The sequence below is a fragment of the Pseudarthrobacter sp. BIM B-2242 genome (assembly GCF_014764445.1).
Taxonomy (GTDB): domain Bacteria; phylum Actinomycetota; class Actinomycetes; order Actinomycetales; family Micrococcaceae; genus Arthrobacter; species Arthrobacter luteus_A.
The window spans coordinates 1886989-1910999 of sequence record NZ_CP061721.1 but is presented as its reverse complement, the minus strand read 5'-3'; the positions used below and the strand labels follow the sequence as shown (position 1 = coordinate 1910999).

Sequence of the window (24011 nt, the reverse complement as noted above, 5' to 3'; positions counted from 1 at the left end):
ACATGCACGTGGATCAGGCACCGGTGCTCACAGTATCTTGACGCTGGCCCCTTTAACTTCCACTTCGGTGAGCTGGACGCGTTCGTCGGGGGTGTTGTTCGGCCAGTGAAAGGCCAGGTAGTCCCGCCCGCTGGACGCGCGGAGGACCATGCCGTGACCTCCGTTGCTGGACCATAGGGCGTCGTCGTGGTGAATCCAGGGCCCCGTGATGGTTCCGGTCTCCGACTCGGCGATGCCTATCGTATACCCCGCCTCACCGTGGCTTGACCACAGCATCAGCAGTGTCCCCTCGTCTGAGCGGAGCAGGAAGGGCCCGTCGGTGAACTGGGGGTCAGGGGCCAGGTGCAGGTCCTGTGGAGGTTCGATCCCCTTTGGAAAACGCAGCGGCCGGGTCCAGCCCGCCGAAGAGGCGGCAAACAACAGGATTGGCTCACCGACGCCGACGCGCAGGTCCCCTGACAGGCGGAGGGCGTACATTTCACCGTCCGCGATCCCCGCGCGGCCGGATGTCCCCTCCGGCCCGCGGCTGTACACAAGCCAGCGGGTGGAGTCATCGTCAACATGAAGGGTTCCATCCAGGCACGGTTCGTCCGCGGGTGTCACCGGCCCGTCACTCCATGGTTCGTACGGGCCAGTGGCACGGTCCGAGACAAGGACTGCGACGCCACGGCGGCGCGCCCCGTTGGAGGCGGCGAAGGTGGCCAACATAAAGAACCGGCCGTCAACCGCATGAACCTCCGGCGCCCAATACTGCGTATCTGCCCAGAAGCCCACTGGTGGGCGGAACGCGGCGAACGGGCCATCCCACTGTTCAAGATCGTGGCTGGTGTAGCAGTCGAACCCAGTTGCGGGTCCGCCCCAGATGTTCTGGTCGCTGGTCCCGAACAAGACGAACTCACCAGGAGCCGGTTCGAGGATGAACGGGTCGCGCATCCTTATCTCTCCGAGGCGAAGTTGTTGAACGGCCGCGGGCAGGCTGCTTCGGCCCATCAGCGGCTTCCCTGGCGGTCCAATTCGGAGGCCGCAATGTAGCCCTCGAAGCGGTGGGTGCCGCCGCCGACGCTGCGGGGCTCGCCGCCCGGAAGGACGACGTCGGCCTCCACTCCCTCGGGAACAGTCACCTCGAGGTGGAGGGCACCGTCGTCGAGCTTCCATTCCACGCGGACGGTTCCGTGCGGCGTCTTCAACGAAGTTCTGGCCCAGTCGATGCCAACGCCCGGGACAGGTGCGATCCGGATCTTGCTGTAGCCCGGCGCCAGCGGGCTGATTCCGCCGACACCCTTGTGCAGCCAATCCGCCACGGCGCCCAGGGCGTAGTGGTTGAAGCTGGTCATCTCGCCCTTGTTGATGGTGCCGTCCGGGAGCATCGAGTCCCAGCGCTCCCAGACAGTGGTGGCTCCCATGGTCACCGGGTAGAGCCAGGACGGACAGCCGTCTTCCAGGAGCAGGCGGTAGGCCTCCTCGCTGTGGCCGCTGTCCGTGAGGGCGCCGGTGATGAAGGGGGTGCCGGCGAAGCCGGTGGACACGCGGTAGTTGTTCTTCCGCACCAGCTCGGCAAGGCGTTCCCCGGCGAAATCCACATGCTCGGGGCCCGGAAGGATGCCGAAGGCAATCGCGAGTGCATAGACGGTGGTGCAGTCGCTCCGGATGGTGCCGTCGGCGGCAACGTAGTGCTCCAGGAACGAGGCCTGGACCCGGGCGGCCAACTGTTCGAAGTACTCGGCGTCGTCGTGGTGTCCCAGCAACCGCGCCGTCTGGGCTGTGATGGAGGCTGTGCGAAACATGCATGTGGTGGCCACAACGCCGGCGTCCGCCTTCGCGTCCCACGGCTTGTCCGGATCGGCGTCCGGATCCAGCCAGTCACCGAACTGGAAGCCCGTGTCCCACAGCCCGGTGGAGGACAGTAGCCCCTCCACGCGGCGGGTGTGCGAGGTCATGGATTCGTACTGGTTCTTGAGGACTGTGTCATCCCCGTAGGCCTCCCAGAGCGCCCACGGCACCCAGACCGAGGCCTCACTCCACAGCGCGGAAGATTCCGGTTTCGGGAATTCGGGCGGCTGCGGGCAGTACTTCAGGGCGTCCGGGACGGTGATGGGAACCAGGCCGTCGGCCGCCTTCTGCTCTGCTGCCAGGTCCAGGAGCCAGTCCTGCAGGAACCCTTTGACGTCGTAGAGGAACGCCGCGGTGGGCGCAAAGACGGCGATGTCGCCGGTCCAGCCGAGCCGCTCATCGCGTTGCGGGCAGTCCGTGGGGAGGTCCAGGAAGTTGCCGCGGAACCCCCAGACGATGTTGCGGTGGAGCTGGTTGACGAGTTCGTTGGAGCACTCGAAGGTGCCGGTGCGCTCAAGCTCGGAGTGCACCACCACCGCCTCCAGTGACTCCTGTGTGAGCGCGCCTGGCCAGCCGGAGATCTCGGCGTAGCGGAACCCGTGGAAAGTCTTGGTGGGCTCGAAGAAGTCCTCGCCGCCGGACAGGATGAACGTGTCCGTGACCTTGGCGGAGCGCAGCGGGCGGACACCCAGCTCGCCGTCCTCCAGCACTTCCGCGTGGCGGACCGTGATGGTCTCCCCCGCCGCGCCCTGAACGGTGAACCGAAGCCAGCCCACCAGGTTCTGACCGAAATCGACCAGCATCTTGCCGCTTGGTGATGTAAAGATCTCGACAGGACGAACGACGGCGGTGCGCACCACCGGCGGGCCCACCGGCTCAGCCAGCCGGCCGGCATCGAACTCCAGTTCATGCACGCCGGCCCACGCGCCGCCACCCGATGTGCCGGCGTCGAAGTTCGGCTGCGCCCAGCCCTGCTGGTTCCGGCGGGCGTCGATGGTCTGCCCGTCGTAGAGGTCGTTCGCGGTGGTGGCCGACGGGCCGGACTGCCACGTGCTGTCGGTGGCGACGGACTGCACGTAACCATCCTCGAACTCAACGTCCAACTGCCCGAAGAAGCCCAGTTCACTGCCGTAGAGGTTGGACATGCCGTGCCAGGCGAGGCGCCCGCGGTACCAGCCGTTCCCCAGTTCCACACCGATGACAGTCGAGGGGCCCACCAGCGAAGTGACGTCATAACTGCGGTACCGGAGGCGCCACTCGTAGGAACTCCAGCCCGGGCTCAGCACGTCCTCGCCCACGGGAATGCCGTTGATGAAGGCCTCGTAGACGCCAAACGCGGTGGCGCGGAGCGTCGCCTTGGCCACGGGGCCGTGCCCCTCCGCAGCCTGGAACTCCTTGCGCAGGAGCGGGGCGCCGTCGAACTCTGCATCAGGGGTGATCATGGCTGCGTGCCAGGGTGCCAGGGGCATGGGGTGGTGTTCCGTTCTGCTGGGCCGTCAGTACGTGACGGAAATAGGGTCAGGGGTGCGAGTGTGAGGGTCAGGAGGCGTAGTGACAGGCAACCTCGGCCGCGCCCACCAGGCGGAGCGCGGGGCGTTCCTCACGGCAAAGATCCGTGGCGAGGGGGCAGCGGAGCCGGAAGGGGCACCCTCCGGGACCGGGGGTGGCGGCCGCTCCGGTCCGGACGCCGAGGGACTCGCGGGCCTCCCGGCGTGCGGCCTGCTCGGCCGGACGCGGCACCGGGGACGCCGCCACGAGGGCCTGCGTGAACGGATGCTTGGGGTTCTCGGTGACGGCGGCGGCAGGTCCGCTTTCCATCACCTGCCCGCGGTAGAGGACCACCACGCGCTGGGCCAGGAACTGGACCACCGCGATGTCGTGGGCGATGAACAGATAGCCCAGGCCGCGTTCGTCCCGCAGGTCGGCCAGGAGGTTCAGCACCTGGGCCTGGGTGGAGAGATCCAGTGCGCTCACGGCCTCGTCGCAGACCACCAGGCTGGGGTCGCAGATGAGGGCGCGGGCCACGGAGATGCGCTGGCGCTGGCCGCCCGAGAACTGGCTGGGGTACCGGTCAACGGCCTCGCGGGGCAGTCCCACGCGTTCCAGCATGTCCTCGGCGCGCTGCCGGGCCTCGGCCGTGCTCACGCCGCGCAGCCGGAGCGGTTCAGCGAGCGAGGAGCCCACGGTGTTCCGCGGGTTCAGCGACGAGTTGGGGTCCTGGAAGACGGCCCGCAGCTCCCCGCCCAATGCCCGGCGCTGGGAGGCGCTGGCCGAGGTGATGTCCTTGCCCTGGTAGCTGATGGACCCGCCGGAAACCTTCTGCAGGCCGAGGATCGCTTTGCCGATGGTCGACTTGCCCGAGCCGGACTCCCCCACCAGCCCCACGGTTTCGCCGGCGGCGATGCTGAAGCTCACGCCGTCGACGGCGGCGGGAGCGCTGGCTGCCTTGCGGCCGCGGCCGTAGCGGACCACCAGGTCCTTGACGTCCAGCAGCGGCTGGGCGGCAGCCGGCAGCGATGCTTCAGGGCGGACCGAGGTTGCGGTGCTCATGCGTGATCCTTTTCAACAGTCCGGGTTTCAACAATCCGGGTTTCCGACAAGCTCAAGTGGTGGCGGGCGGGGACGTCCGTTGGCACCCAGTCCAGCCCCTCGACGGCCAGTTCGTCCGATTTGACGCAGCGCACCACGCCATCACCCGCCCCGGAGGGCAGCAGCGGAATGGGTACCATGCAGGCGGACCCGGCGAACTGGCAGCGGGCGGCGAACCGGCACGTGCCGGGCCAGTCCTTGGGCTGCGGGACCTGGCCGTTGATAGTGGCCAGCCGTTCGGGCATGTCCGAGGCATGGTTGGCATGCGGATCTGCGGCCAGCAGTGCCAGCGTATAAGGGTGGCGGGGGTTGTCCAGGATGCTCTCCGTCCGGCCGTTCTCCACCACCTGGCCCGCGTACATGACGGCCACCTGGTCGCAGAGGTCGGCCACCACACCGAGATCGTGAGTGACCATCACCACGGACATTCCGGTGTCCTTCACCAGGCTGCGGAGCAGCGAGAGGATCTCGGCCTGGACGGTCACGTCCAACGCCGTGGTGGGTTCGTCGGCAACCAGCAGGCGGGGCCGGCCGGAAAGTGCCAGGGCGATAGCCACGCGCTGGGCCATCCCGCCGCTGATCTGGTGCGGGTAGGTCTTGAGGATGCGCGCGGCGTCCACGATGCCCACCTTTTCCAGCAGGCCCAGGGCTTCGGCCTTCGCTTCGGCTTTGCCCGTCCTGCGGAGCCGGCGGATGGCAGCGGTGAGCTGGTAGCCCACCGTGAACATGGGGTCCAGGGCGCGCATGGGCTCCTGCGAGATGAGGGCAATATCGCTCCCGCGGATGCCTTCCATGTCCTTCTCGGTGGCGGCGGCCAGGTTCGTGCCGTTCCAGAGGATCTGTCCTTCAGCCACGGAGACTCCGGAGGGCAGCAGTCCCAGCAGCGACAACGCTGTCATGGTCTTGCCGCAGCCGGACTCGCCCACCAGGCCCAGGACCGTGCCGGGTTCGACGTCGAAGGAGACGTCCGTAACGAGCCGTACCCCGTTGTCCACGCCTACGGAGAGGTTGCGGACACTCAGCGTGTCTTTTGCTGAGTCTTTCGGTGCCGGAGCAGCTGCCGCGATGGCAGCGACAGCTTTGGCGCGCTGCCGCCGGGCGGCGGCGGAGGGCAGGTGCGAGGCGACGGCGTTGGGTGCCTTCCCAAGGGCGTTGCCGATCGCATTGGCGGCCAGGACGGTCAGCGCCAGCACGGCACCGGTAGGGACCATCAGCCAAGGCGCGTCGTAGACGTGCTGTGAGGCGCCCTGGATCATGCCACCCCAGCTGGGTTCGGGGATGGGCGGGCCAAATCCGATGAACGCCAGGCCTGCCTGGATCAGCATGCCGACGGCAAAGATCAAGGCCGCCTGGACCACGATGGTGTTGGTCAGGCCGGGCAGCACGTGGCGGAGGCTGATGCCGGCCATGCCCATGCCGTCCACCTTGGCGGCGTCCACGTAGAGCTGGGACTGCAGGGACTTTGCCTGGCCCAGCATCACCCTGTAGATGCCCGCCGAGATCAACACACCCAGGATTCCCATGATCAGCGGGATGTTGGTTCCCACAGCGCCGATAACGGCCAGAATGATTACCGTGCCGGGCAGCGACATCATGATTTCAGTGACGCGGCTGATGACGTTCTCCACGCGGTCACCGGCGGCCGCCGCCAGCATGGCCAGGAGGGTTCCGAGGCCGACGGCGACAATCACCGTGATCATGGACGTCCCCAGCGTGCCGGCTGCGGAAGCGAAGATGCGGCTCAGGAGGTCACGGCCGAGTTCGTCAGTGCCGAGCCAGTGGGCGGCAGTGGGTCCGGACAGGACGGCGGTGAAGTCCTGGTCCTCGGTCTTGAAGGGCAGCCACAGCGGCGCGCTCAGGGAGGCCACCACCAGTGCGACGAGCCAGATGACCCCGGCAATGCTGGCCGGTGAGCCGAACATCTTGCTGCCGGAGAATTTCTTCGCCGCGCTTTGGCGGGGGGCCTTGGAAAGGACGGCAGCCGCCGTCGTCGTTACTGGCTGGTCCGCGTCCGCGGGGGCGGGGGCAATGTTGGGGATCATGAGGCACGCAACTTCGGGTCGAGGAACTTGGTGGCGAGTTCCAGCACCAGGTTCACGGCAACCACCACAACCGTGGCGATCACCACCACGCCCTGTACGGACGGGGCGTCATGGGTGCTGACGGAGTTCTGGACGGCCTGGCCCAGCCCCGGCATGGCGAACAGCTGCTCGGCGATGACGGAGCCGCCGAAAAGCTGGATGAACTGCAGTGCGATGGCGGCCACGATCGGGAGGCTGGCGTAGCGCAGGGCATGGACGTAGAGGATCTTCCAGGTGGGAGTGGCGGTGGCCCGGAGGGTCCGGATGTGCTCCTGCTGGAGCGCCTCGAGCATGGAAGCCCTGGTCTGGCGGGCAATGAAGGCCCCGCCACCCACGGCCAAGGTGATCACCGGCAGCGCGAGGGACAACAACCAGTCCTGCGGCGAGTCCTCAAACGGAACATAGCCGGTGGCGGGAAAGACGGAGGACTGGACCGCCAGCAGGTAGACGAAGATGATGCCGATCCAGAAGGCCGGGAGGGCTACGGCCATGCCGGCTACGCCGCCGATGATGCGGTCAACCAGGCCACCCCGGACGGCCGCGGTGACGCCCAGTGCGATGCCGAGGACTCCGCTGAGCAGGGCGGCTCCGGCCGCCAGCGACGCGGTGACGGGAAGCCTGCTGGCCAGGTCCGCGCTGACGGAACGCCCGTCAATGAGTGAAATACCGAGGTCACCGCGGACTGCGGCGCCGAGCCAGTTGAAAAACTGGGCCACGAGAGGATCGGACCAGCCGAGCCGGGCGTTGACCTCATCGATCGCTTCCTGGGAGGCGCCGGCGCCGAGCGAGACGGCTCCCGGGCTGCCGGGCATTGCGTGCACCAGCAGGAATGCCAGCACCGCAACCACCAGCACGGTGGCCAGCGCCATCAACAGGCGCTTGGTGATGAATAGTGCCATGGTGACCTCCATCGGTCAGGGCTTTCCGGGCGGCCGTCCCGCAGGGGAAGCGGCCGCCCGGAAGGTCCGGGGTATTAGCTGGCCGGCTTGTAGGACGAGAGGAGCGGGTAAGCGTTGGTTCCGGCGAACTCCACAGGGGCCACCTTTTTGGTGTTGTAGCCCTGGTTGGTCAGCGCTTCGTACAGCGGGATCATCCAGCCGGATTCCACCAGCCGGGTGTTCAGCTTGGTGGCCGCGGCTTTGACGGCAGCGTCATCCTTGGCGGCTGCCAGCTCGCCCGTGGCAGCGCTCAGCTGGCCATCGGTGGCCTTCTGCACGTTGGTGAAGCCGTTGAGGATGGCTCCGTACATCACACCCACGGGGTTGTCCCAGTTCAGCGGCGCGTAGCCCAGGGGCGTGGTGGCCACGGCGGCGAAGGCCTCGTCCGTTGAGGACGCCATCTTCACGTTCATGGTGATTCCCACGGCGGCGAGGTCCTTCTGGACTGCCTGCAGGTCCGTCTGCGTCTGCGCGCTTGCGATGATGGTGAACTCGAAGCCGTCCGGGTAGCCGGCTTCGGCCAGCAGGCTCTTGGCCTTGTCCGGGTTGTAGGCGAACGTGGTCTCAATGTCCTTGCTGAAGCCTGCGGAGTCCTTGGGCAGGGCGTTCCAGGCTGGGATGTCGCCCTTGTGCAGCGCGTCCACCAGGGCCTGGCGGTTGATCGCGTACTGGATGGCCTGCCGGACCTTCTCTTCGGCGAACGCGGGGGCGGTCTTGCCGATCTTGTCAAAGGAGATCATGGTGTTGACGGTGCCGCCGATCTGGGTCACACCCACGCCCTTGGACTTGGCGAAGTCAACGGTGTTCGAGGTCAGCATGGCGACGTCGGCCTGACCGGAAACCAGGGCGTTCGCCCGGGCCTGCGGGTCCTGGACCACGCTGAAGATCACCTTGTCGAAGGCGTACTTTGACGCGTCCGCGCTCTTGGTGTTCTTTACCAGGACGTACTTGTTGCCCTTCACCGTGCTGGGATCCAGCGTGTAGGGGCCGGATCCGTCCGGGGTGGCGGCGAGGCTGGCAGTGTCCGTGACAGCCTTCTTGCCAACGATCATGCCGGTGGTGGACGCCAGGTTCTTCTCGAAGCCGGGCTGCGGTGCGGCGAAGGTCAGGGCCACCTGGGTGGGGCTGACTACGTCAACGGAGGCGATTTCCTGGGCGCCGCCCTTGGCAACAGCGGAGTAGGCGCTCAATGCGGGGTCGGACCGGCGGTCGAGGTTTGCCTTGACCAGTTCGGCGTCGAGAGTGGACCCGTCGGTGAACGTCACGCCGTCCTTGAGTGTCAGGGTAAGGACGGTGTTGTCGGCGTTGTAGCTGAACTCCTTGGCCAGGCCCGGACCTGCCGAGCCGTCCGGCTGGAGCGTCATCAGGCTCTCATAAAGGCCCTCGAGGAACTGCCGCTGTGCAGCAGAAACGCGCAGCGGGTCAAAACCGAACGATGCCGAGTCGCTGTCGATGGCGAGGGTCAGGGAGCTGGTGTCCGCTTTGGCGGACGCCTGGCTGGAGCCGCCGCCGCAGGCGGTCATCGATCCCAGCAGGAGCGCCCCGGCCAGGACGGCGGAGCTCGCACGGGCGGTGGAGTTCAGAAGTTTCATGTAGTGCGCCTTTGCATTCTGATGTGACAAACGGAGGAAAAGTGTTGTGGGGCTGGCGGCTGGCCGGCTCCCCACAAGCATCGGCCGCCGGCAAAGGGCGCTCACATGAGAATGTCATTGATTGAAAAAGTATTGTGGCCCGGGTCACGTGGCGGGAAAGGATTGAAAGCCAGGGCAGAGAGGCCCGTGCGCCGGTGTTTGGCGCTGAACCGAAAGGAACCACATGACCACCGCATCAGCATTCCCGCAGGACTTCCTCTGGGGCGTCGCCAGCGCCGGGCACCAGGTGGAGGGAAACAACGTCAACAGCGACACTTGGTTCCTCGAGCACCTCCCGGGCAGCATGTTCACCGAGCCGTCCGGGGATGCCGTGGACCACTATCACCGCTACCGCCAGGACATTGCCCTGATCGCGGGCCTGGGGTTCACCACGTACCGCTTTTCACTGGAGTGGGCGCGCATTGAGCCGGAAGAGGGCCACTTCTCAAAGGCGGAACTTGACCACTACCGCCGGATGCTGGAAGCGTGCCACGAACACGGCCTCACGCCCGTGGTCACATTCCACCACTTCACGTCCCCGCGCTGGCTCCTCGCCGTCGGCGGTTGGGAAGGATCCCGGACGGCCGAACTCTTTGCCCGCTACTGCGACCGGGTGATGGCGCACCTGGGCGACCTGATCGGAGTCGCCTGTACCTTGAACGAGCCAAACCTCCCCTGGCTGCTGGAGTCCTTCGGCATCGGCGGCGTCGCGCCGGAAAACCGTGGTTCCGTACCCGTGTGGGCCGCCGCTGCGGAACGGCTTGGCGTTGATGCCGGCACGGTGGCTCCCTTTCAGTTCTGTTCCACGGAGGCGGGGTTCAACGTGAAGCTGGCCGCGCACCGGGCCGGCACGGCAGCAATCAAGGCACACCGGCCGGGGCTGCAGGTGGGCTGGACCCTCGCCAACTCGGACATCCAGTCGATTGAGGGCGGCCAGGAACGTGCCGATCAGGTGCGCCGCGACGTGAACGAACGCTTCCTGGAGGCGTCCCGCGGTGACGACTTCGTGGGAATCCAGACCTACGGCCGCACCGTCTACGGCCCGAACGGCCATGCGCCCGCCCCCGACGGCGTGCCCACCAACCAGATGGGCGAGGAGATCTACCCGCAGGCCCTCGAGGCGACCATCCGGGAGGCAGCCAGGATCGCCGGCATTCCCGTGATCGTCACGGAGAACGGTCTCGCCACCGACGACGATTCGCAGCGGGTGGACTACCTGCGCGTCGCCGTCGACTGCGTTGCCTCCTGCCTCGCGGACGGCATTGACGTGCGTGGCTACATTGCGTGGACGGCCTTCGACAACTTCGAGTGGGTGTTTGGCTACGGTCCGAAGTTCGGCCTCATCGCTGTGGACCGGGAGACCCAGGAACGGACACCCAAGGAGAGCGCCCGCTGGCTCGGCCGTCAGGCTCAGGTGTACGCCGCCCGCACGGACTACGCGGAGGTCAGCGCGGCGCCACAGCCGGCCTGACCGCCGTCGGGCGGAATAGCATTGCCGGTCAGGCGTTGTCCGTCGGAGCGGCCCTGTGGTCAATCGCGGCAGTGAGCCGATCGATCCGGTCAAGCGCCGTGGTGAGGCGCTCCACCGTTGCCCACAGGGCCGGATGCTCCTCGCGGACCTGTTCGAGGTCAGCGCCGGCCTTGGTGAGCGCAGCGAGGTCGAAACTCACGTTGGTTCGCGCCCCGGAGACCGCTGCCCTGAGGGCGCCGATGGCCACAACAACGTCGGCAACCAGCGCCGGATTGCCATGCGTGGCCAGCCAGCCCAGGTCCGCTATGGCATCGATGGCCCGGTCGCCCAGCACGGCGGACGCCTTGGCCGCATCGACGGATGCCTGGTGGACGGCGGCGTCGCGTTCTGCTCCCGGTTCCAGCCGAAATGCGGCACCGAAGGCCTGCGATGCGGAGGCGTCCTCGTCGGCCAGCCGCAGCGCGGCCTTTCGGAGCGCGCGCGCCCGTGAATGGATGCCGGCGAGCTCGGAACGAAGGTGATCGTCGGTTTCGGTATAGCCGGCAACCATCGAGGTCAGGGAGGCGGCGATGGCCAGCATCACCCCCGTTCCGGCCCCACCACCCGGCGAGCCGGTGGACTCCGCGAGTGCCCGCGTCCAGTCATCCACCGTTGAGTGTTGGGTTGTCACGTGGTCAGCATCATCCATCACACCAGTCTGCACGTCGGTGACGTCAACCGCCCACGTGGTGGATCGTAAAAGCGGTCAGGAAGCCGACGCTGGCTGTAAACCCGGTCAGGTTGTGATGCTCTTCGAAAGCCTCCGGGATCATGGTGTCTGCCAGCATGGCGAGAATTCCGCCCGCGGCGACGGCCGTGATGAACGCAATCAGTTCAACGGGCGCATTCTCCAGGGCTGCGAAGCCGAGCAGGGATGCCAGCCCGCAGAAGACGGCGATGCCGGTCCACGTGCCGAAAACATATGCCGGACCCCTGCCGGCTTTCTTCATCCCCGCTGTGCTGGACAAACCCTCGGGGACGTTCGAAATAAAGACGGCGGCGAGCATGGCCGGACTGACCGTCCCAGACGCCACAAGTCCCAGTCCGAGAACCACCGATTCGGGGATCCCGTCGATCAGGGCACCGATCGCTATGGCCGTGCCGCTGCCGGGCGCATCCTGCTCCGAAGGCTGCTTCTCCCCCGACCGTTTCCGGTGCTTTGCTCCGGCGCGGGCAAGCAGGACATTGGAGCACACAAAGATCAGGGCGCCCGCCAGGAAACCCACCACCGTGGGCAGCAGACCGCCGCCCTCCACAGCTTCATCGACCAGTTCAAAAGCCAACGCCGAGATCAGCACGCCAGCGCCGAACGCCATCACCGTTGACACGAGCTTTGGCGGGATTTTCCATAACCAGGCGATCCCGGACCCAAGAACCAGGGCCCCGCCGGCCACCGTCCCCCACATCAGAGCCTGCAACCACATCGGCATGATTTCCTTCCCTCCACGTCAGCCAGGCTCTTCGGTCCACCCGAGACGATGCTAGTCCGGGGCCGCGGAACTGTACGGGAGGCTGGGACCTCGCGGATTTAATGCAACGCTGGTTCCATGGATCTGGAGGTGTCGCCCGCGCTGGCCATCCCGTCGTCGGAACTCGGCTGGCGGTTTTCGCGCTCGTCCGGTCCCGGCGGCCAGCACGTCAACACAACGGACAGCCGGGCCGAGCTCTCCTGGAACGTTGCGGAGTCCGCGGCGCTTTCGGACGTCCAGCGGATGCGGCTGCTGACGCGCCTCGAGGGACGCCTCATCGCCGGCGTGATCACCGTGACTGCTTCCGAACAGCGCTCCCAGCTGCGGAACCGGGAGATCGCCCTGGCCAAGCTCGCCGGCCTCGTGGCTGCCGGCCTGGCTCCCGACGCTCCCAACCGGCGGGCAACCAAACCCACCCGCGGGTCAAAGCGCCGGCACCTCGCATCAAAACAAAAGCGGTCAGCAACCAAGCAGCAGCGAAAGCGGCCATCTGCCGAGTAGCACGCGTGGTGTCCGCCGGATATGCCGTCCGCTCCATGAGCGATGCTTCCACCGTTACTGAAATGACGACGTGGCGGGATCGAACTCCGGTGGATGCCAGACGCCGGGGCGGGTTGTGTGGAACCGACGGCCGGTCACCGACCCGGGCGTCAGCCTGATGTAATTGTGCTTTTCACCCGATTGCCAGGGTTCCAGCCCAAGGGCGTCCACCGCGGCAATCTGTTCCGGGGCGACGATCACATGGGCCTGGCCGCTCACAACGACACTCCAGGCGGACTGGGAGTCGGCCTGGTACCCGTCAGCTTCAATGGCGATGTCCTGTCCGACGCTTCCCCAGAATGCCGTTCCTGCCGCGGTACGGAAAACCACACTTTTCCCGTCCAGAACGTAGTTGATGGGAAAGATCTTCGGCCGCTGCTCCACGATGACAGCCAGCCGTCCAACGACGCTTTCCGCCAGCAATTCCCAGCAGGCGTCAGGGGCGAGCCGCCGGGTACCGGCATCAGAACCCTCAGGGGACGGGCTCGGAGTGGTGGTGTTCATCTCCTGAGGGTAGGGCGCGGGGCAGTCCCGGCATCAGGGTCGAAGGGCCTGCCTTCCGCCGGAAACGCCGGTGCCGGTTGTTGATGTGGAGGACCAAAGCCCCTGCCACTTGGCCGTCCTGCGCCTCATGATGAGGCTGTGTCGACGGCAACTGCAGGTAGCGCGCGACGACGGGTGGCCGCCGTCGCGGCGGCGCTTGTCCTGGTCGCCATTGCGGTGGTGCTCGCAGTGACGCTCGCTGTCCGGCCCGGCAGTGCGCCGCCCCCGGCGGTTCCGCCCGACGGTGCGTCCTCCGCACCAGGCACGAATTCCGCCAGCGCACCGGGCCCGAACTCCTCCACCGCGGCGGCGCCATCCGCTGCACCGCCTCTGCCGCTGCCACCCCCGGCGGGCACTGACACTCCGGAAGCGGGCCAGACTCCGGTCCAGCCTCCCGTCATTGTCCCCCCGCTTCCTGGGCCGACAGTGCCTGAGGCAACTTCCCCGCTGCCGGGTGACCCGTTCCCGCCGGCTCTGCAGGGCGGAGACCTAACCGTGGTCCCGGGCGCCGGGAATGTGGTGGCCCTGACGTTTGACGCCGGAGCAAACGCGGCCGGGCTGCCGAAAATACTGACGGCCCTGGCCGCCAAGGACGTGGCCGGGACCTTCTTCCTGACCGGAAACTGGGCTGTCTCGAATCCGGACCAGGTCAGACAGATCATGTCGGCCGGACACCGCGTGGCCAACCACTCCATGACACACCCCGGATTCACGGGCCTGTCCGATGCACTCATCGCCCAACAGGTTTTAGGAGCCGAACAGGCCCTTGCAGAGCTGGGCGCGGATCCACGCCCTTTCTTCCGCTTTCCCTACGGCGAACGGGATGCCCGGACCATAGCAGCCGTGAACGGCCTGGGCTACGTCCCGGTCCGATGGACGGTGGACACCCTGGGGTGGAAGGGAACCAGCGGGGGAACCACCACTCAAACGGTCGCGGATCGGGTCCTTGCCAATCTCCAGCCCGGTGAAATCATCCTGATGCACATCGGCTCAAATCCCGACGACGGCAGCACCCTGGACGCCGATGCACTCCCGGGGATCATCGAACAAGTCAGCGCCGCCGGTTACGGCTTCACTACCCTCGACGCACTCCTGGGCGATTAGGAACCCCTGTCCGCCCGCGCGATGTTCGGCTCTGCCCCGCAGCAGCTCGAACGCGAAAAACTGACCGGCTCAGGGCCAAAGGACCGATACAAAAGATGGCTGGTAGGCCATACTGACGGCATGAGTGCTGCCAGGGGAAAACCCGACCGGATTCTGATCGCCATCCTGTCCGCGATTGCACTGTTGGTGGTCGTCGCCCTGGCAGTCGTTTTCACCCGCGGGGAGCCGGAGTCGCTTGATGAAACCACACCCCAGGGTGTGGTCCAGCGGTACAGCACAGCCGTCATCGACGGCGATACGGCAACAGCCACGTCCTACCTCACGGCATCGGCCAAGTCCCTGTGCACCGGGTTCCATGACAGCGGGCCGCTGCCCACGCGCGTGGTTTTGATCTCTGCCACGGAACGGGACAACACGGCGCTGGTGAAGGTCTCCGTGGTCAACTCAGGGTCGGGTGGCCCGTTCGGGCCGTCCGAGTACGAGACGGAGGATCGTTTCTCCTTGGTGAAGACAGATGGCAGGTGGCTGGTTGACCGGGCACCGTACCAGCTCCTGTCGTGCACCGGAACGCCCGTGAAGCCATGAGTTCCGGCATCCGGACAACAGTGCCGCCGGTTGGTTCCGCCCAGCTCACGCTCCGGCGACTGATCCTCTACGCCCTGCTGTTCGCCCTGGTGGTGATCGCAGCATCGGGTCTCAGCGGGCTCCTGGAACGCCTCTTCAGCACCGGCGCCGAGCTGGCGTCAACGGACGTGGCAGGCCTGGCCCGCGCCCTTGCCTTCACGCTGATCGGGGGGCCGCTCGCCGCCCTCCTGTGGTGGGTTGTCTGGAAGAGGCTCGACGACGGCGCGGAGCGCAGCTCCGTGGGGTGGGGCCTGTACCTGTCCGCCGTCTATGCAGTCTCCCTGATCACCTCTGCAACTGCCTTCCTCGGGCTGGCCGCGTCCTTCATCGGCCAGCCCGAACAGCGGTGGTATTCGCCCCTGTCGAACGGGCTTGTGTGGGCCGGCATCTTTATCTGGCACCGGTGGATGTGGCGGCACCCCCTCAAAGGCCCGGGCACTCTCCACGATCTCCCGGCAGTCATCGGTTCGGTCTTCGGGCTGGTGGTGGGCGCTGTTGCCGCCATCACGGCCCTGGGCGGTCTGCTCGACGTCGCGATCCGGGGTTACATCAGCCTGACTCCGGGAGGAGACACCTGGTGGCAGGCCGTGCTCCGGGCGCTGGTTTGGGCCGTCGGCGGAAGCCTCGTGTGGTGGTGGCACTGGCACCGGGGCGGCGGCCGGAAACTGGACACCGCCCTGGTGGATGTGGCGCTGATCGCCGTGGGCATCTTCGCAGCGGGCATCACTGCACTCGGCGGGGCCGGCGTCGTCATTTTTGTGCTCCTGAGAACAGCGTTCGACCGGGCTGAGCCGATGAACGAACTGCTGTCACCGCTGGGCCCGGCCATAGCCGCCGCCGCGGTCGGTGCCCTGGTGTGGCGCTATCACCGCGTCAGCGGGGCTGAACGGTCAGTTGCCAGCCGGCGTGCAGGCCGGCTGGTGACGTCCGGGGTTGCCCTGGCAGCGGCTGCGTCAGGCATCGGGGTGGTAATCAATGCTTCGCTTGCCATGGCGGTTTCACCCCTCGCGGGCGGCGGCACACGGACGCTCCTGCTGGGAGGCCTCAGCTCCCTGGCTGTGGGCGGCCCGGCCTGGTGGCGGGCATGGAGGCCAACGAGGCCGCCGCAGACCGCGGACACCATTGCGCCAGGCAGGCGTGTCTACCTCATAGCCTTCTTCGGCATCAGTGCCGTGGTGGCTCTGATCGCCCTCCTCGTCATTGGCTACAGGCTCTTCGAGTTCCTCCTTGGCGAGGTAACCGGGGGCAGCCTCCTGGACCGTACCCGCGCGCCGCTGGGTCTCCTGGTTGCGGCCGGCCTCGTGGCCGCCTACCACTTCGGCCTGTGGCGGCGGGAACGCGCGCTCCTGGCAGCGGCCTCCCCGGCCAGGGAACGCACCATTGATCACGTCACGCTGGTGACAGCCTCCGACCCCGCGCCGCTGTCCAGGGCCATCCACACGGCCACCGGTGCCCGGGTCGCCGTGTGGAAAAGGATGGACGCCGCCGGTACCGCACAACCGGCCGGTGCCGTACCGGAACCTGAGCTCGCGGAGCGGGTGGTTGCAGCGCTCGGCAGCGTCACCGCACAGAATGTCCTGCTGGTGATCGGGCCGGCGGACGGCCAAAAGGCCCGCATTGATGTAATCCCCTTGGAAGGCCCGGCAAGGCGGTGATGGGCCGGAGCGGTGTGCCTTTCGGCCCTGTAAGGAATCCCTTCCGTGGTGGATTCTGGTCCGTATGAATGCACCGGCTCCGAAACCAACGCTTGTCCACTGCACCGAACAGCCAACTGCCGTCCTTCGCGAAAACGTCGCAATGAATGCCCTGACTGAATTCTTCGGCCGGGCATTCGGGACTGTGGTCCAGGAAGCGCAGAGGCAGAATGTCCAACTCGCCGGACCGCCGTTCGCCCTGTACCGCGGAATGCCGACGGATACGGTGGACGTTGAAGCCGGCTTTCCTGTCTCCGGCACTCTGTCCGACGCCGGAACCGTGGTCGCGGGCACGCTTCCCGATATTGATGCCTTCGAGGCTCTGCATACCGGCCCCTACGACCGGCTGGAAGAGACGTACACGGCCATCCAGGACAGCATCAGGGAGGCTGGAAAGAACCCGTCAGATACCATGTGGGAGTTCTATCTGAACGGCCCCGACACGGAGCCCGATCCGTTGAAATGGCAGACACGGGTTGTGTGGCCGGTGACCTGATGATCAGGACGGTCAGGCTGCTGCTGATGTTGGTGCTGGCCGTGTTGCTCGGCGGCGGCGCAGCAGCCCTGCCGCGTGCCGTCACCCCCACGGACGTCGTCATCGAGGACCGGGCGGGAGTTCTGGACCGCAACACGCTGGTGCCGGCCATCGCCGGGATCGAGTTCCATGAGCCCACGAAAGTGGCCGTCTACACCTACAACGGCAGCGCCACGGACAACCTTAACGAAGAGGTCCTCAGGTTCGCCCGCGCGGAACACCCGGACTGGATCAGCCCCGACGGGCAGAAATGGGCTGACGGGTTGTTCATCTTCGCGCTCGATCCTGTGGGCCGGCATGTGGGCACGTACATGGGTGAGGACCGGAAGGTTTCGCTGGAACAGCGGGATGACATCCAGAACGCCGCAAAGGACCTTCTCCGGGACGCCCAATGGACGGATGGAACCATCGCCGGAATCCGGCGCGGCGCCGAACTGATCAACCAGCCCTGGTACCGGTCTGCCGCCTTCCTGATAACAGCGTGGGTGACCGGCGGGGCCGCTGTTCTCGGTGCCGGCGCCTTGATGCTGGTACGGGCTGTCACCAGATCAACGGCCCGGAAGGAGCTGGAGCGCGGCGACCGGAGCTATGCCAATGTCAGCACGGATCTGGACGTCACAGAACTGAACGCCGGCACCATTCCGGCGGCCTCACGCTACGGCAGCAGTGTCCTTGAGAAGCACCGCACCTTCCTCAACCGTTACAACGCCGCCACCGGGCTCTCCAACCGTGTCCATGCCCTGACGCCGAAGGAACTGGGCCGCAGGCCGAATCTCAAGCTCGTGCGGGAGTACGCGGACGCGGCCGCGGAACTGGACGCCTTGGACGACGTTATTGCCGACAGCAACGCCCTCCTTAACAAGTTCACCACCTGGCCCACCGCCTGGGACCGGCAACTGGCGCCCTTCCGCAACGACCTGGCAGGCGTGGAGCAGCTGCTCAGCAAACGCCACGGGCAAAGCGGCTCCGCTACCGCCGCAGCGCTCAGGTCCTTCCGTGACGAGAGCCTGCGCAACATCGAACGCTGGACCACAGAACTCGCGGACGGAACCATCACCCCGGAAACGGCCCTCGACCGGCTGCGCGATGCCCGGAGCCACCTGTCAGTCCTCCTGAAGAACCATGCAGAAACCGTGATCGAGGGCTTTGCCAAGACGGACCGTGAAGCAACCCTCATGCGCAAGGAGATGGAGGATGCGCAGGAAGGCACGGACCGGCAGCATCGGCGGACGTATGAACCCAGCATCCTCGGCACGGTCTACCCGTCCTACTACTTCTTTTCGGTCCCTGCCTTCAACACCGGCCTCAACACCGGCGTCGGCAGCGTCAATTCTGCCCGGGGCGGCGGTGCAACCACGGGCTACGGCAGCAGCGGCGGAAGCTTCTCGGGCTCCGGCAGCTCCTCGAGTTTCTAGGTGACTTTCGGCCCTACAGACCCGTTGTCCGAGGACGCAGGCTGGAGTTAAAGCAGCCACGTACCGAAGGGAACAGCCATGGAGGACTCAGAGAGCGCCAGGTTCGTGGTGGGGGTAGACGGCTCGGAGGCGTCCGTGGAGGCGCTGCGGCAGGCCCAGGCGCTGGCTGCTCCCATCGGGGCCAAGGTGCTGGCCACCGCCTACTGGGACGAGCCGCAGGTTTACGCCGGGTACGTAACCATGGGAATCGACCGCTTCGAGGAACGCGTCGGGATCGTCCTCAACGAAGCCCTGGAACAGGCCTTCGGCGAAAACATTCCGCCGAACGTCGTCCCGCGTGTTGTCCGGGGCCATCCCCGGGACTCCCTCATCGACGCGAGCCGCCACGCAGACATGATCGTTGTAGGCAGGCGGGGTCACGGAGGATTCGGCGGCCTGCTGCTGGGCTCAGTCAGCTCAGCCTGTGTTGCGCATGCGCACTGCCCCGTTTTAGTTGTCCATAGCCCCGACAAAAAGAAGAAGGAAGACCAGCCGTGAGAACGTCCAAGCCGATCGCTGTCGCCACCAACGACTCCCCGCAAAGCCAGGCCGCCGTGGAGTGGGCTGCCAGACGGGCTGCCAAGGCCGGCCTGCCGCTGACCATCCTTTACGTCGTTGACGACCGCTGGGTGGCCGAACCCATCCCGTGGACCGGTGAGCTGGTGGAGGAGGGCGAACGCCTGGTGGAGAAAGCGGCCGCACGCGTGCGGGACGGCCTTCCGGTTGAGGTGACCACCAAAGTCCTGGAGGGCGGGATCTCGGGCTCGCTCCGGAAATACTCCACTCAGGTATCCATGCTGGTGGTTGGCTCCGGCGCTCCGCATCGTGGCGGTTCGTTGCGGGACCGGGCCTTGCAGGTGGCGGCGGCTGCCAAGTGTCCGGTGGCTGTCATCGGCGTCCATGACACCGAAGGCCGGAAGGGTGTTGTGGTCGGCGTTGACGGGTCCGAAGAGGCTACCCAGGCCGTTGCGTTCGCTGCCGCAGAGGCGGACCGGGAAGGCGAGGAGCTGACGGTGGTTTATGCCGTCTGGCAACCCGACAAATGGGTCGACAGTGGCGCCCTGACCCAGACGCTGTCCCAGCGCATTGAGGACGAGGAGCAGATGGTGCTGGCCGAAACAGTCTCGGGCCTCCGCGAGGATTACCCGGATCTGGTGGTGCACAAGGTCCTGGATACCGTGATGGAGCCGGCTGCTGCGCTGGTGAAGGCCGCCGAAGGAGCCAGCCTGCTGGTGGTGGGGAGCCGAGGACGTGGCGGCTTCAGACGGCTGCTGCTCGGGTCCACAGCGCACGCGGTGCTGACGCATTTGCCGTGCCCCACGGTGATAACCCCAATCCACCGCGGCTAGCACCGGATGTAGTAGCCTGCGAGCATGCAAAGCCACACTTCGGGACCTGAGACAGAAGTCCTCTCCGTTCATGACTGCTGGAAATACCTCCGGGCCGCGTCGGTCTGCAGGGTTGCGGTGGTTACCGGCGGCGAGCCGGAAATCTTCCCGGTGAACTACGTTCCCGATAACGGCACGGTGGTGTTCCGTACCGCATCGGGAACGAAGCTGGATGCCGTGCTCGCCGGCAGTGCCATTGCGTTGGAGGCAGACGGCTTCAATAAATACGGGACCATTGCCTGGAGTGTGGTGGTCAAAGGCACCGCTGCCGTCGTGGATTCGCAGGAGAGTTTCCAGGAGGCTGCCGATGCCGGGCTCTCACCGTGGGAGTCCGGAAGCAAGGATCACCTGGTGCGGGTGACCCCCTCCGAGGTCACCGGCCGGCGCTTCGTGATCAATCCCCCGTCGCGTTGGTGGCCGCCGCTGGACTCCGGGCAGCCCTGATAGCGGCCGACGACGGCGGTTCACCTCACGGCGCCGACCCTTGCCGGAGTGCCGCCCACCGCCGTCGTGGTTTCCCTCCTGCCGCTGCGGAGAGCGCGCAGCGCGTTGAGGATCGCGGCGAGGTCAACCACCTCCTGGAGGAGTGCGCCCGCCACGGCGGGGATGTAGCCGAAGACAGCTGCAATCATGAGTCCGATGCTGAGCAGGATGCCCGTCCAGATGCTCGCCAGGGCAATCCGAATGGTGCGCTGACCGATGTCCACGGCCAGCGCCGCTTTGGACAGATCGTCGAGCATGATGACCACGTCCGCCGACTCACTCGCAGCGGTTGATCCTCTGGCCCCCATCGCGATGCCGATCTCTGCGGCGGCCAGGACCGGAGCGTCGTTGACGCCGTCGCCCACCATCATGACGGGACGTTTCTGCAGTCCTGCCACGATGGAAACCTTGTCACCGGGCAGGCAGCCTGCCTGGACCTGGCTGATCCCGGCCTGCAGCGCGATTTGTTCTGCCGTGGGAAGGGCGTCGCCGGTGAGCAGGAGGGTTTCCCGCACGCCAAGGCGCCGAAGCCCGGCCAGTGTGTCCACCGCATTACCCCGCAGGGGGTCGCTCATGATCAGCGCTCCCCCAAAGTGACCATCCACACCCACGTAAACCGCCAGTTGTCCGCCGGCAAGGCCGGCCTCCTCAAAACCTGTGGTGACCGATCGGACGAAGCCGGGTTTTCCCACCACCACCCTGTGGTTCCCGCAGGTAGCGGTGACTCCCTGTGTGGCGTGTTCATTCGCGTCGCTGCCGGGCAGGAGTTCGAGGCCGCGCTGCCGGGCGGCGGCAATGACCGATGATGCGAGCACGTGGGACGAATACTGCTCTGCCGACGCAGCGAGCTGCAGCAGCCGGTCCTCACTGACTGGCGGGCCGGCCGCCTTGGGCAACCTGATGCCGTGCAATGTTGGCCGGCCGTGCGTGAGCGTGCCGGTTTTGTCGAAGACGGCCGTCCGCACCCGGGCGAGCTGTTCAAGGGTGCCGCCGTTTTTGATGATGATGCCCGAACGTGCCGCACGGCTGGTGCCGGCAAGGAACGCCACCGGGGCTGCAATGAGCAGCGGACAGGGTGTTGCCACCACCAGGACCTGGGCGAACCGGGCCGGGTCCTGGCTGAAATACCAGCCCGCCCCGGCCAGTGCGAAGGCCAGGAAGGTGAAAGGGACGGCGTACCTGTCGGCGAGCCGGACCACTGGCGGGCGGCTTGCTGCTGCCTCCTGCACCAGGGCGACGATCTGGCTGTACTGCGAGTCCTTCGCCGTGGCTGTCGCTGTCATCTTCACGGCGTTATCACCGTTGACCGATCCGCTGAGCAGCATGTCGCCTGCCGCGTGCTCCACCGGCAGGCTCTCCCCTGTCAGCATGGATTCATCGAAGCTGCCGGTCCCGGTGAGCAGCACCCCGTCCACGGGCACCACTTCCGAAGGTTTGATCAGGAGCACGTCACCGGGACGGACCGCTTCAGCGGGGATGTCTTCGGGCGGACCGCCGTTCACTTCCCGGTGGGCGGTCTGGGGAGTGCGCTCGAGCAAGGATCGTAGCTCACGGGTTGCCCGGCCCTGGGCGATGTCTTCGAGGGCTTCACCCCCTGCGAGCATAAGCACGATGATCAGGGCCGCAACATATTCGCCGACGGCCACCGTGGCGCCGATGGCCGTCACGGCCAACAGGTCGATGCCCCACCGGCCCCCGATCAATGCCTTGAACATGGACCCGGACTGGATGACCGCAATGAGGACGGCATAGGCGCTTGCTGTCCACCGGGCCGCCGGATCCTCCCCCGCTGCCAGCAGCACCGAGACGACTGCACCCACCCCCACGGTGGCAGCCACCACGGGGAATCGCACAATCGCCGTCCTGAGGAGAGTGGGGTTCATAGGTATGACCCTAAGGCTGTGCGTCATCCACAGCTAGGGGCCTTCAGACCTACAGGCGCCCTGCTGCTGCGGTGAAGCCTTAAGCGCGCGGTGTAGGATCCGACGGCGGCGGACCCTGCGGAGGCACGGGGCCCGCGGGCGGCGGGTAGGACTCAGCCGGCACCGCCGGCGTGCCCGGCATGCCGGCGCCGACGCTGGCGTCGTGGTGCGGCTCTCCCACGTCCCGGGCCCCTTGGTCGAGGCGGAACGGCGGATATTCGTCGCGCATGAGCGCCACGTAGGTGGTGACCCGGTAGATCCAGCGGTTGAAGCCCATGATCAGGTCGAACAGCGGGCGCTGGTACCGGCCGCTGAACAGCAGGATCACGCCCGCTACCAGCACGAGGAAGCCGAACAGGGAGAACCCGGCCGCCGTCTCATACCTGATCCCGGGGTTCTGGGGGTCGGTCCAGCGGATCGTGCTGGCCCCGGTCAGTGCCCCGATGATGATCAGGTGCGGCAGCGCCAGCAGCCACCCCTTGACCAGCACGAGCCCGCGGGACAGCCGCTGCGGATACTCCACCTCAAAATCTGCGGGGTAGTCCGTCCTGGCCAGCGTGAAGGGCGGGTATCTGTCCGTTCCCAGCGCAGCATAGGCGTAGAAGGACACGCGCCAGCTCCACCGCAGGACCCCCACGTTGAAGTCGAAGAGCGCGCGGGGATAGCGGGCCGTAAAGAGGATGGCGAACCAGGCGATGATGGTGACCACAACGAACGCGAACCAGAGGAAGACCAGCACCACGAAGTGCGGGATGGCCAGGAACCACTTCACCAGCCACATCCCCCTGGACAGCACCGGGTCCAGGTCGCCGCGAAGCCGTGAGGGGTAGGGCCGCAGATCGGCAGCGGCCTGGACATCCCGGGCCGCGGCGGGCTGGCCCGGGACCGCCACCGGCGCTGTGCCGGACGGTGCGGAGGGTGTTGCGGAACCTGGCCGGGCCACCGGAATTGAAGGCGACGGTGTGGCGGTGTGGCGCCCCAGCCCTTGCGCGCCGAAGATCAGGAGCGGCACACCGAGAAGCAGCAGGATGGCTCCCGCGGCCAGCAGGCCTGCAGCTATGGGACCGAACAGCTCGGACCGGAACCCGGCCTGAAGGTCTGCCGAAATTCCCGGACTGGCGTCGGCGTTCATGACCACCACGGACCAGTCCCCTGCTTCGATTTTCCAGTCAAGGTTCTGTTCGCCGCTGCCCGCCGCCGATGCCGCCCAGAACGTCTGGCCTGCGGGAGCTGACAGCTGGGCTGTCCCCTGCACCTCCAGGTATTCAGTACGGAAAGGCCGGAATTCCACTTCCCGCAATTCGGAGTAGTTCGATCCGGACAGGTAGCGGTCAACGTCCTGCCTTGGCCCGATGCCGATAAATACGTCCTTGTCCGGGTTGGCGGATTCCGCGCCGATCCGGATGCTGCCCACGTCGAAAGGCAGGGGCCCGGGGTAGGTGTCGCCGCGTATTCCGTCCGCCCGGGCGGAGACGATGGCGGATGAATCGACGGCGAACCGCTCCCTCGGGGAGGTGAGGTAGCCGCCGTCGTTCTGGAGCGCATTGACCCACGATGCACCTATACCGCCGGACAGAAGGCCCACCCCCAGCATTGAGAGCAGGATGCCGAGAACAAGCATGGTGATGGAACGAGCCTTCATGGGAGTCCTCCCCGTCGATGAAACAGCGTGGCCC

The 24011-nt window shown here is 66.6% G+C and carries 21 protein-coding genes; 10 read left to right on the top strand and 11 right to left on the bottom strand.

The annotated features are described in order from the left end of the window. Positions 1 to 27 precede the first annotated feature (27 nt). From IDT60_RS08720 to IDT60_RS08695, 6 genes are all read right to left on the bottom strand, one after another. A complete protein-coding gene (locus IDT60_RS08720) occupies positions 28 to 990 on the bottom strand; it encodes a glycoside hydrolase family 43 protein (RefSeq protein WP_223883930.1) in 963 nt (320 codons plus the stop codon). Next, the gene (locus IDT60_RS08715) at positions 990 to 3299 is read right to left on the bottom strand and encodes a family 78 glycoside hydrolase catalytic domain (protein WP_191081609.1); all 2310 of its coding nucleotides are present in this window, start codon (positions 3297 to 3299) and stop codon (positions 990 to 992) included. The genes IDT60_RS08720 and IDT60_RS08715 overlap by 1 nt, the downstream gene beginning before the upstream one ends. A 70-nt stretch (positions 3300 to 3369) precedes the next feature. Continuing rightward, entirely contained in the window at positions 3370 to 4380 is a 1011-nt protein-coding gene (locus tag IDT60_RS08710; protein ID WP_191081608.1) for an ABC transporter ATP-binding protein, read from the bottom strand. Next, positions 4377 to 6461 carry a dipeptide/oligopeptide/nickel ABC transporter permease/ATP-binding protein gene (locus IDT60_RS08705; protein WP_191081607.1) on the bottom strand — a complete coding sequence of 695 codons (2085 nt, stop codon included), beginning with the start codon at positions 6459 to 6461 and terminating at the stop codon, positions 4377 to 4379. Before IDT60_RS08705 ends, IDT60_RS08710 begins: the two co-directional genes overlap by 4 nt. Continuing rightward, positions 6458 to 7411, bottom strand: coding sequence for an ABC transporter permease (locus IDT60_RS08700; RefSeq protein WP_191081606.1), 954 nt, complete (start codon positions 7409 to 7411; stop codon positions 6458 to 6460). Before IDT60_RS08700 ends, IDT60_RS08705 begins: the two co-directional genes overlap by 4 nt. A gap of 62 nt (positions 7412 to 7473) precedes the next feature. After that, on the bottom strand, positions 7474 to 9030 hold the full coding sequence (locus IDT60_RS08695; RefSeq protein ID WP_191081605.1) for an ABC transporter substrate-binding protein: 1557 nt from the start codon (positions 9028 to 9030) through the stop codon (positions 7474 to 7476). Between the two features lie 223 nt (positions 9031 to 9253). On the opposite strand from IDT60_RS08695, the gene IDT60_RS08690 reads away from it, so the two are divergent. Then, complete coding sequence (locus IDT60_RS08690) at positions 9254 to 10540, top strand: glycoside hydrolase family 1 protein (protein WP_191081604.1); 1287 nt, start codon at positions 9254 to 9256, stop codon at positions 10538 to 10540. 28 nt (positions 10541 to 10568) lie between these two features. On the opposite strand, the gene IDT60_RS08685 is transcribed toward IDT60_RS08690, so the two are convergent. Both IDT60_RS08685 and IDT60_RS08680 read right to left on the bottom strand, forming a co-directional pair. Continuing rightward, positions 10569 to 11228: a cyclodeaminase/cyclohydrolase family protein gene (locus tag IDT60_RS08685; RefSeq protein ID WP_191081603.1), complete on the bottom strand. Its 660-nt coding sequence runs from the start codon at positions 11226 to 11228 to the stop codon at positions 10569 to 10571. Positions 11229 to 11253: 25 nt separating this feature from the next. Next, complete coding sequence (locus tag IDT60_RS08680; protein ID WP_191081602.1) at positions 11254 to 12009, bottom strand: ZIP family metal transporter; 756 nt, start codon at positions 12007 to 12009, stop codon at positions 11254 to 11256. Between the two features lie 117 nt (positions 12010 to 12126). Between IDT60_RS08680 and arfB the strand changes: the two genes are divergently transcribed. Then, positions 12127 to 12549, top strand: coding sequence for an alternative ribosome rescue aminoacyl-tRNA hydrolase ArfB (arfB, locus tag IDT60_RS08675; protein ID WP_191081601.1), 423 nt, complete (start codon positions 12127 to 12129; stop codon positions 12547 to 12549). Between the two features lie 54 nt (positions 12550 to 12603). Here the strand turns inward: arfB and IDT60_RS08670 are convergent, their stop codons facing one another. Continuing rightward, the gene (locus IDT60_RS08670; protein ID WP_191081600.1) at positions 12604 to 13092 is read right to left on the bottom strand and encodes a pyridoxamine 5'-phosphate oxidase family protein; all 489 of its coding nucleotides are present in this window, start codon (positions 13090 to 13092) and stop codon (positions 12604 to 12606) included. Positions 13093 to 13230: 138 nt separating this feature from the next. On the opposite strand from IDT60_RS08670, the gene IDT60_RS08665 reads away from it, so the two are divergent. The 8 genes from IDT60_RS08665 (at position 13231) to IDT60_RS08630 (ending at position 20374) form a co-directional block, all read left to right on the top strand. After that, positions 13231 to 14235, top strand: a complete 1005-nt coding sequence (locus tag IDT60_RS08665; protein WP_191081599.1) for a polysaccharide deacetylase family protein — start codon at positions 13231 to 13233, stop codon at positions 14233 to 14235. A 120-nt stretch (positions 14236 to 14355) separates the two neighbouring features. Continuing rightward, positions 14356 to 14820, top strand: a complete 465-nt coding sequence (locus IDT60_RS08660) for a hypothetical protein (protein ID WP_191081598.1) — start codon at positions 14356 to 14358, stop codon at positions 14818 to 14820. Beyond that, entirely contained in the window at positions 14817 to 16514 is a 1698-nt protein-coding gene (locus IDT60_RS08655; RefSeq protein ID WP_191081597.1) for a DUF5671 domain-containing protein, read from the top strand. Before IDT60_RS08660 ends, IDT60_RS08655 begins: the two co-directional genes overlap by 4 nt. Positions 16515 to 16656: 142 nt before the next feature. Next, positions 16657 to 17049, top strand: coding sequence for a GyrI-like domain-containing protein (locus tag IDT60_RS08650; protein WP_255527079.1), 393 nt, complete (start codon positions 16657 to 16659; stop codon positions 17047 to 17049). Beyond that, on the top strand, positions 17049 to 18503 hold the full coding sequence (locus tag IDT60_RS08645) for a DUF5129 domain-containing protein (RefSeq protein ID WP_191081880.1): 1455 nt from the start codon (positions 17049 to 17051) through the stop codon (positions 18501 to 18503). The genes IDT60_RS08650 and IDT60_RS08645 overlap by 1 nt, the downstream gene beginning before the upstream one ends. 78 nt (positions 18504 to 18581) lie before the next feature. Beyond that, a complete protein-coding gene (locus tag IDT60_RS08640; RefSeq protein ID WP_191081595.1) occupies positions 18582 to 19040 on the top strand; it encodes a universal stress protein in 459 nt (152 codons plus the stop codon). Beyond that, positions 19037 to 19891, top strand: coding sequence for a universal stress protein (locus IDT60_RS08635; RefSeq protein WP_191081594.1), 855 nt, complete (start codon positions 19037 to 19039; stop codon positions 19889 to 19891). The genes IDT60_RS08640 and IDT60_RS08635 overlap by 4 nt, the downstream gene beginning before the upstream one ends. Before the next feature lie 24 nt (positions 19892 to 19915). Next, the gene (locus IDT60_RS08630) at positions 19916 to 20374 is read left to right on the top strand and encodes a pyridoxamine 5'-phosphate oxidase family protein (RefSeq protein ID WP_191081593.1); all 459 of its coding nucleotides are present in this window, start codon (positions 19916 to 19918) and stop codon (positions 20372 to 20374) included. A gap of 20 nt (positions 20375 to 20394) precedes the next feature. Here IDT60_RS08630 and IDT60_RS08625 read toward each other — a convergent pair whose 3' ends face one another. Together IDT60_RS08625 and IDT60_RS08620 are read right to left on the bottom strand one after the other, a co-directional pair. After that, positions 20395 to 22296, bottom strand: a complete 1902-nt coding sequence (locus IDT60_RS08625) for a heavy metal translocating P-type ATPase (protein WP_191081592.1) — start codon at positions 22294 to 22296, stop codon at positions 20395 to 20397. A 79-nt stretch (positions 22297 to 22375) separates the two neighbouring features. Beyond that, the gene (locus tag IDT60_RS08620; protein WP_191081591.1) at positions 22376 to 23977 is read right to left on the bottom strand and encodes a DUF4389 domain-containing protein; all 1602 of its coding nucleotides are present in this window, start codon (positions 23975 to 23977) and stop codon (positions 22376 to 22378) included. Positions 23978 to 24011: the final 34 nt, after the last annotated feature.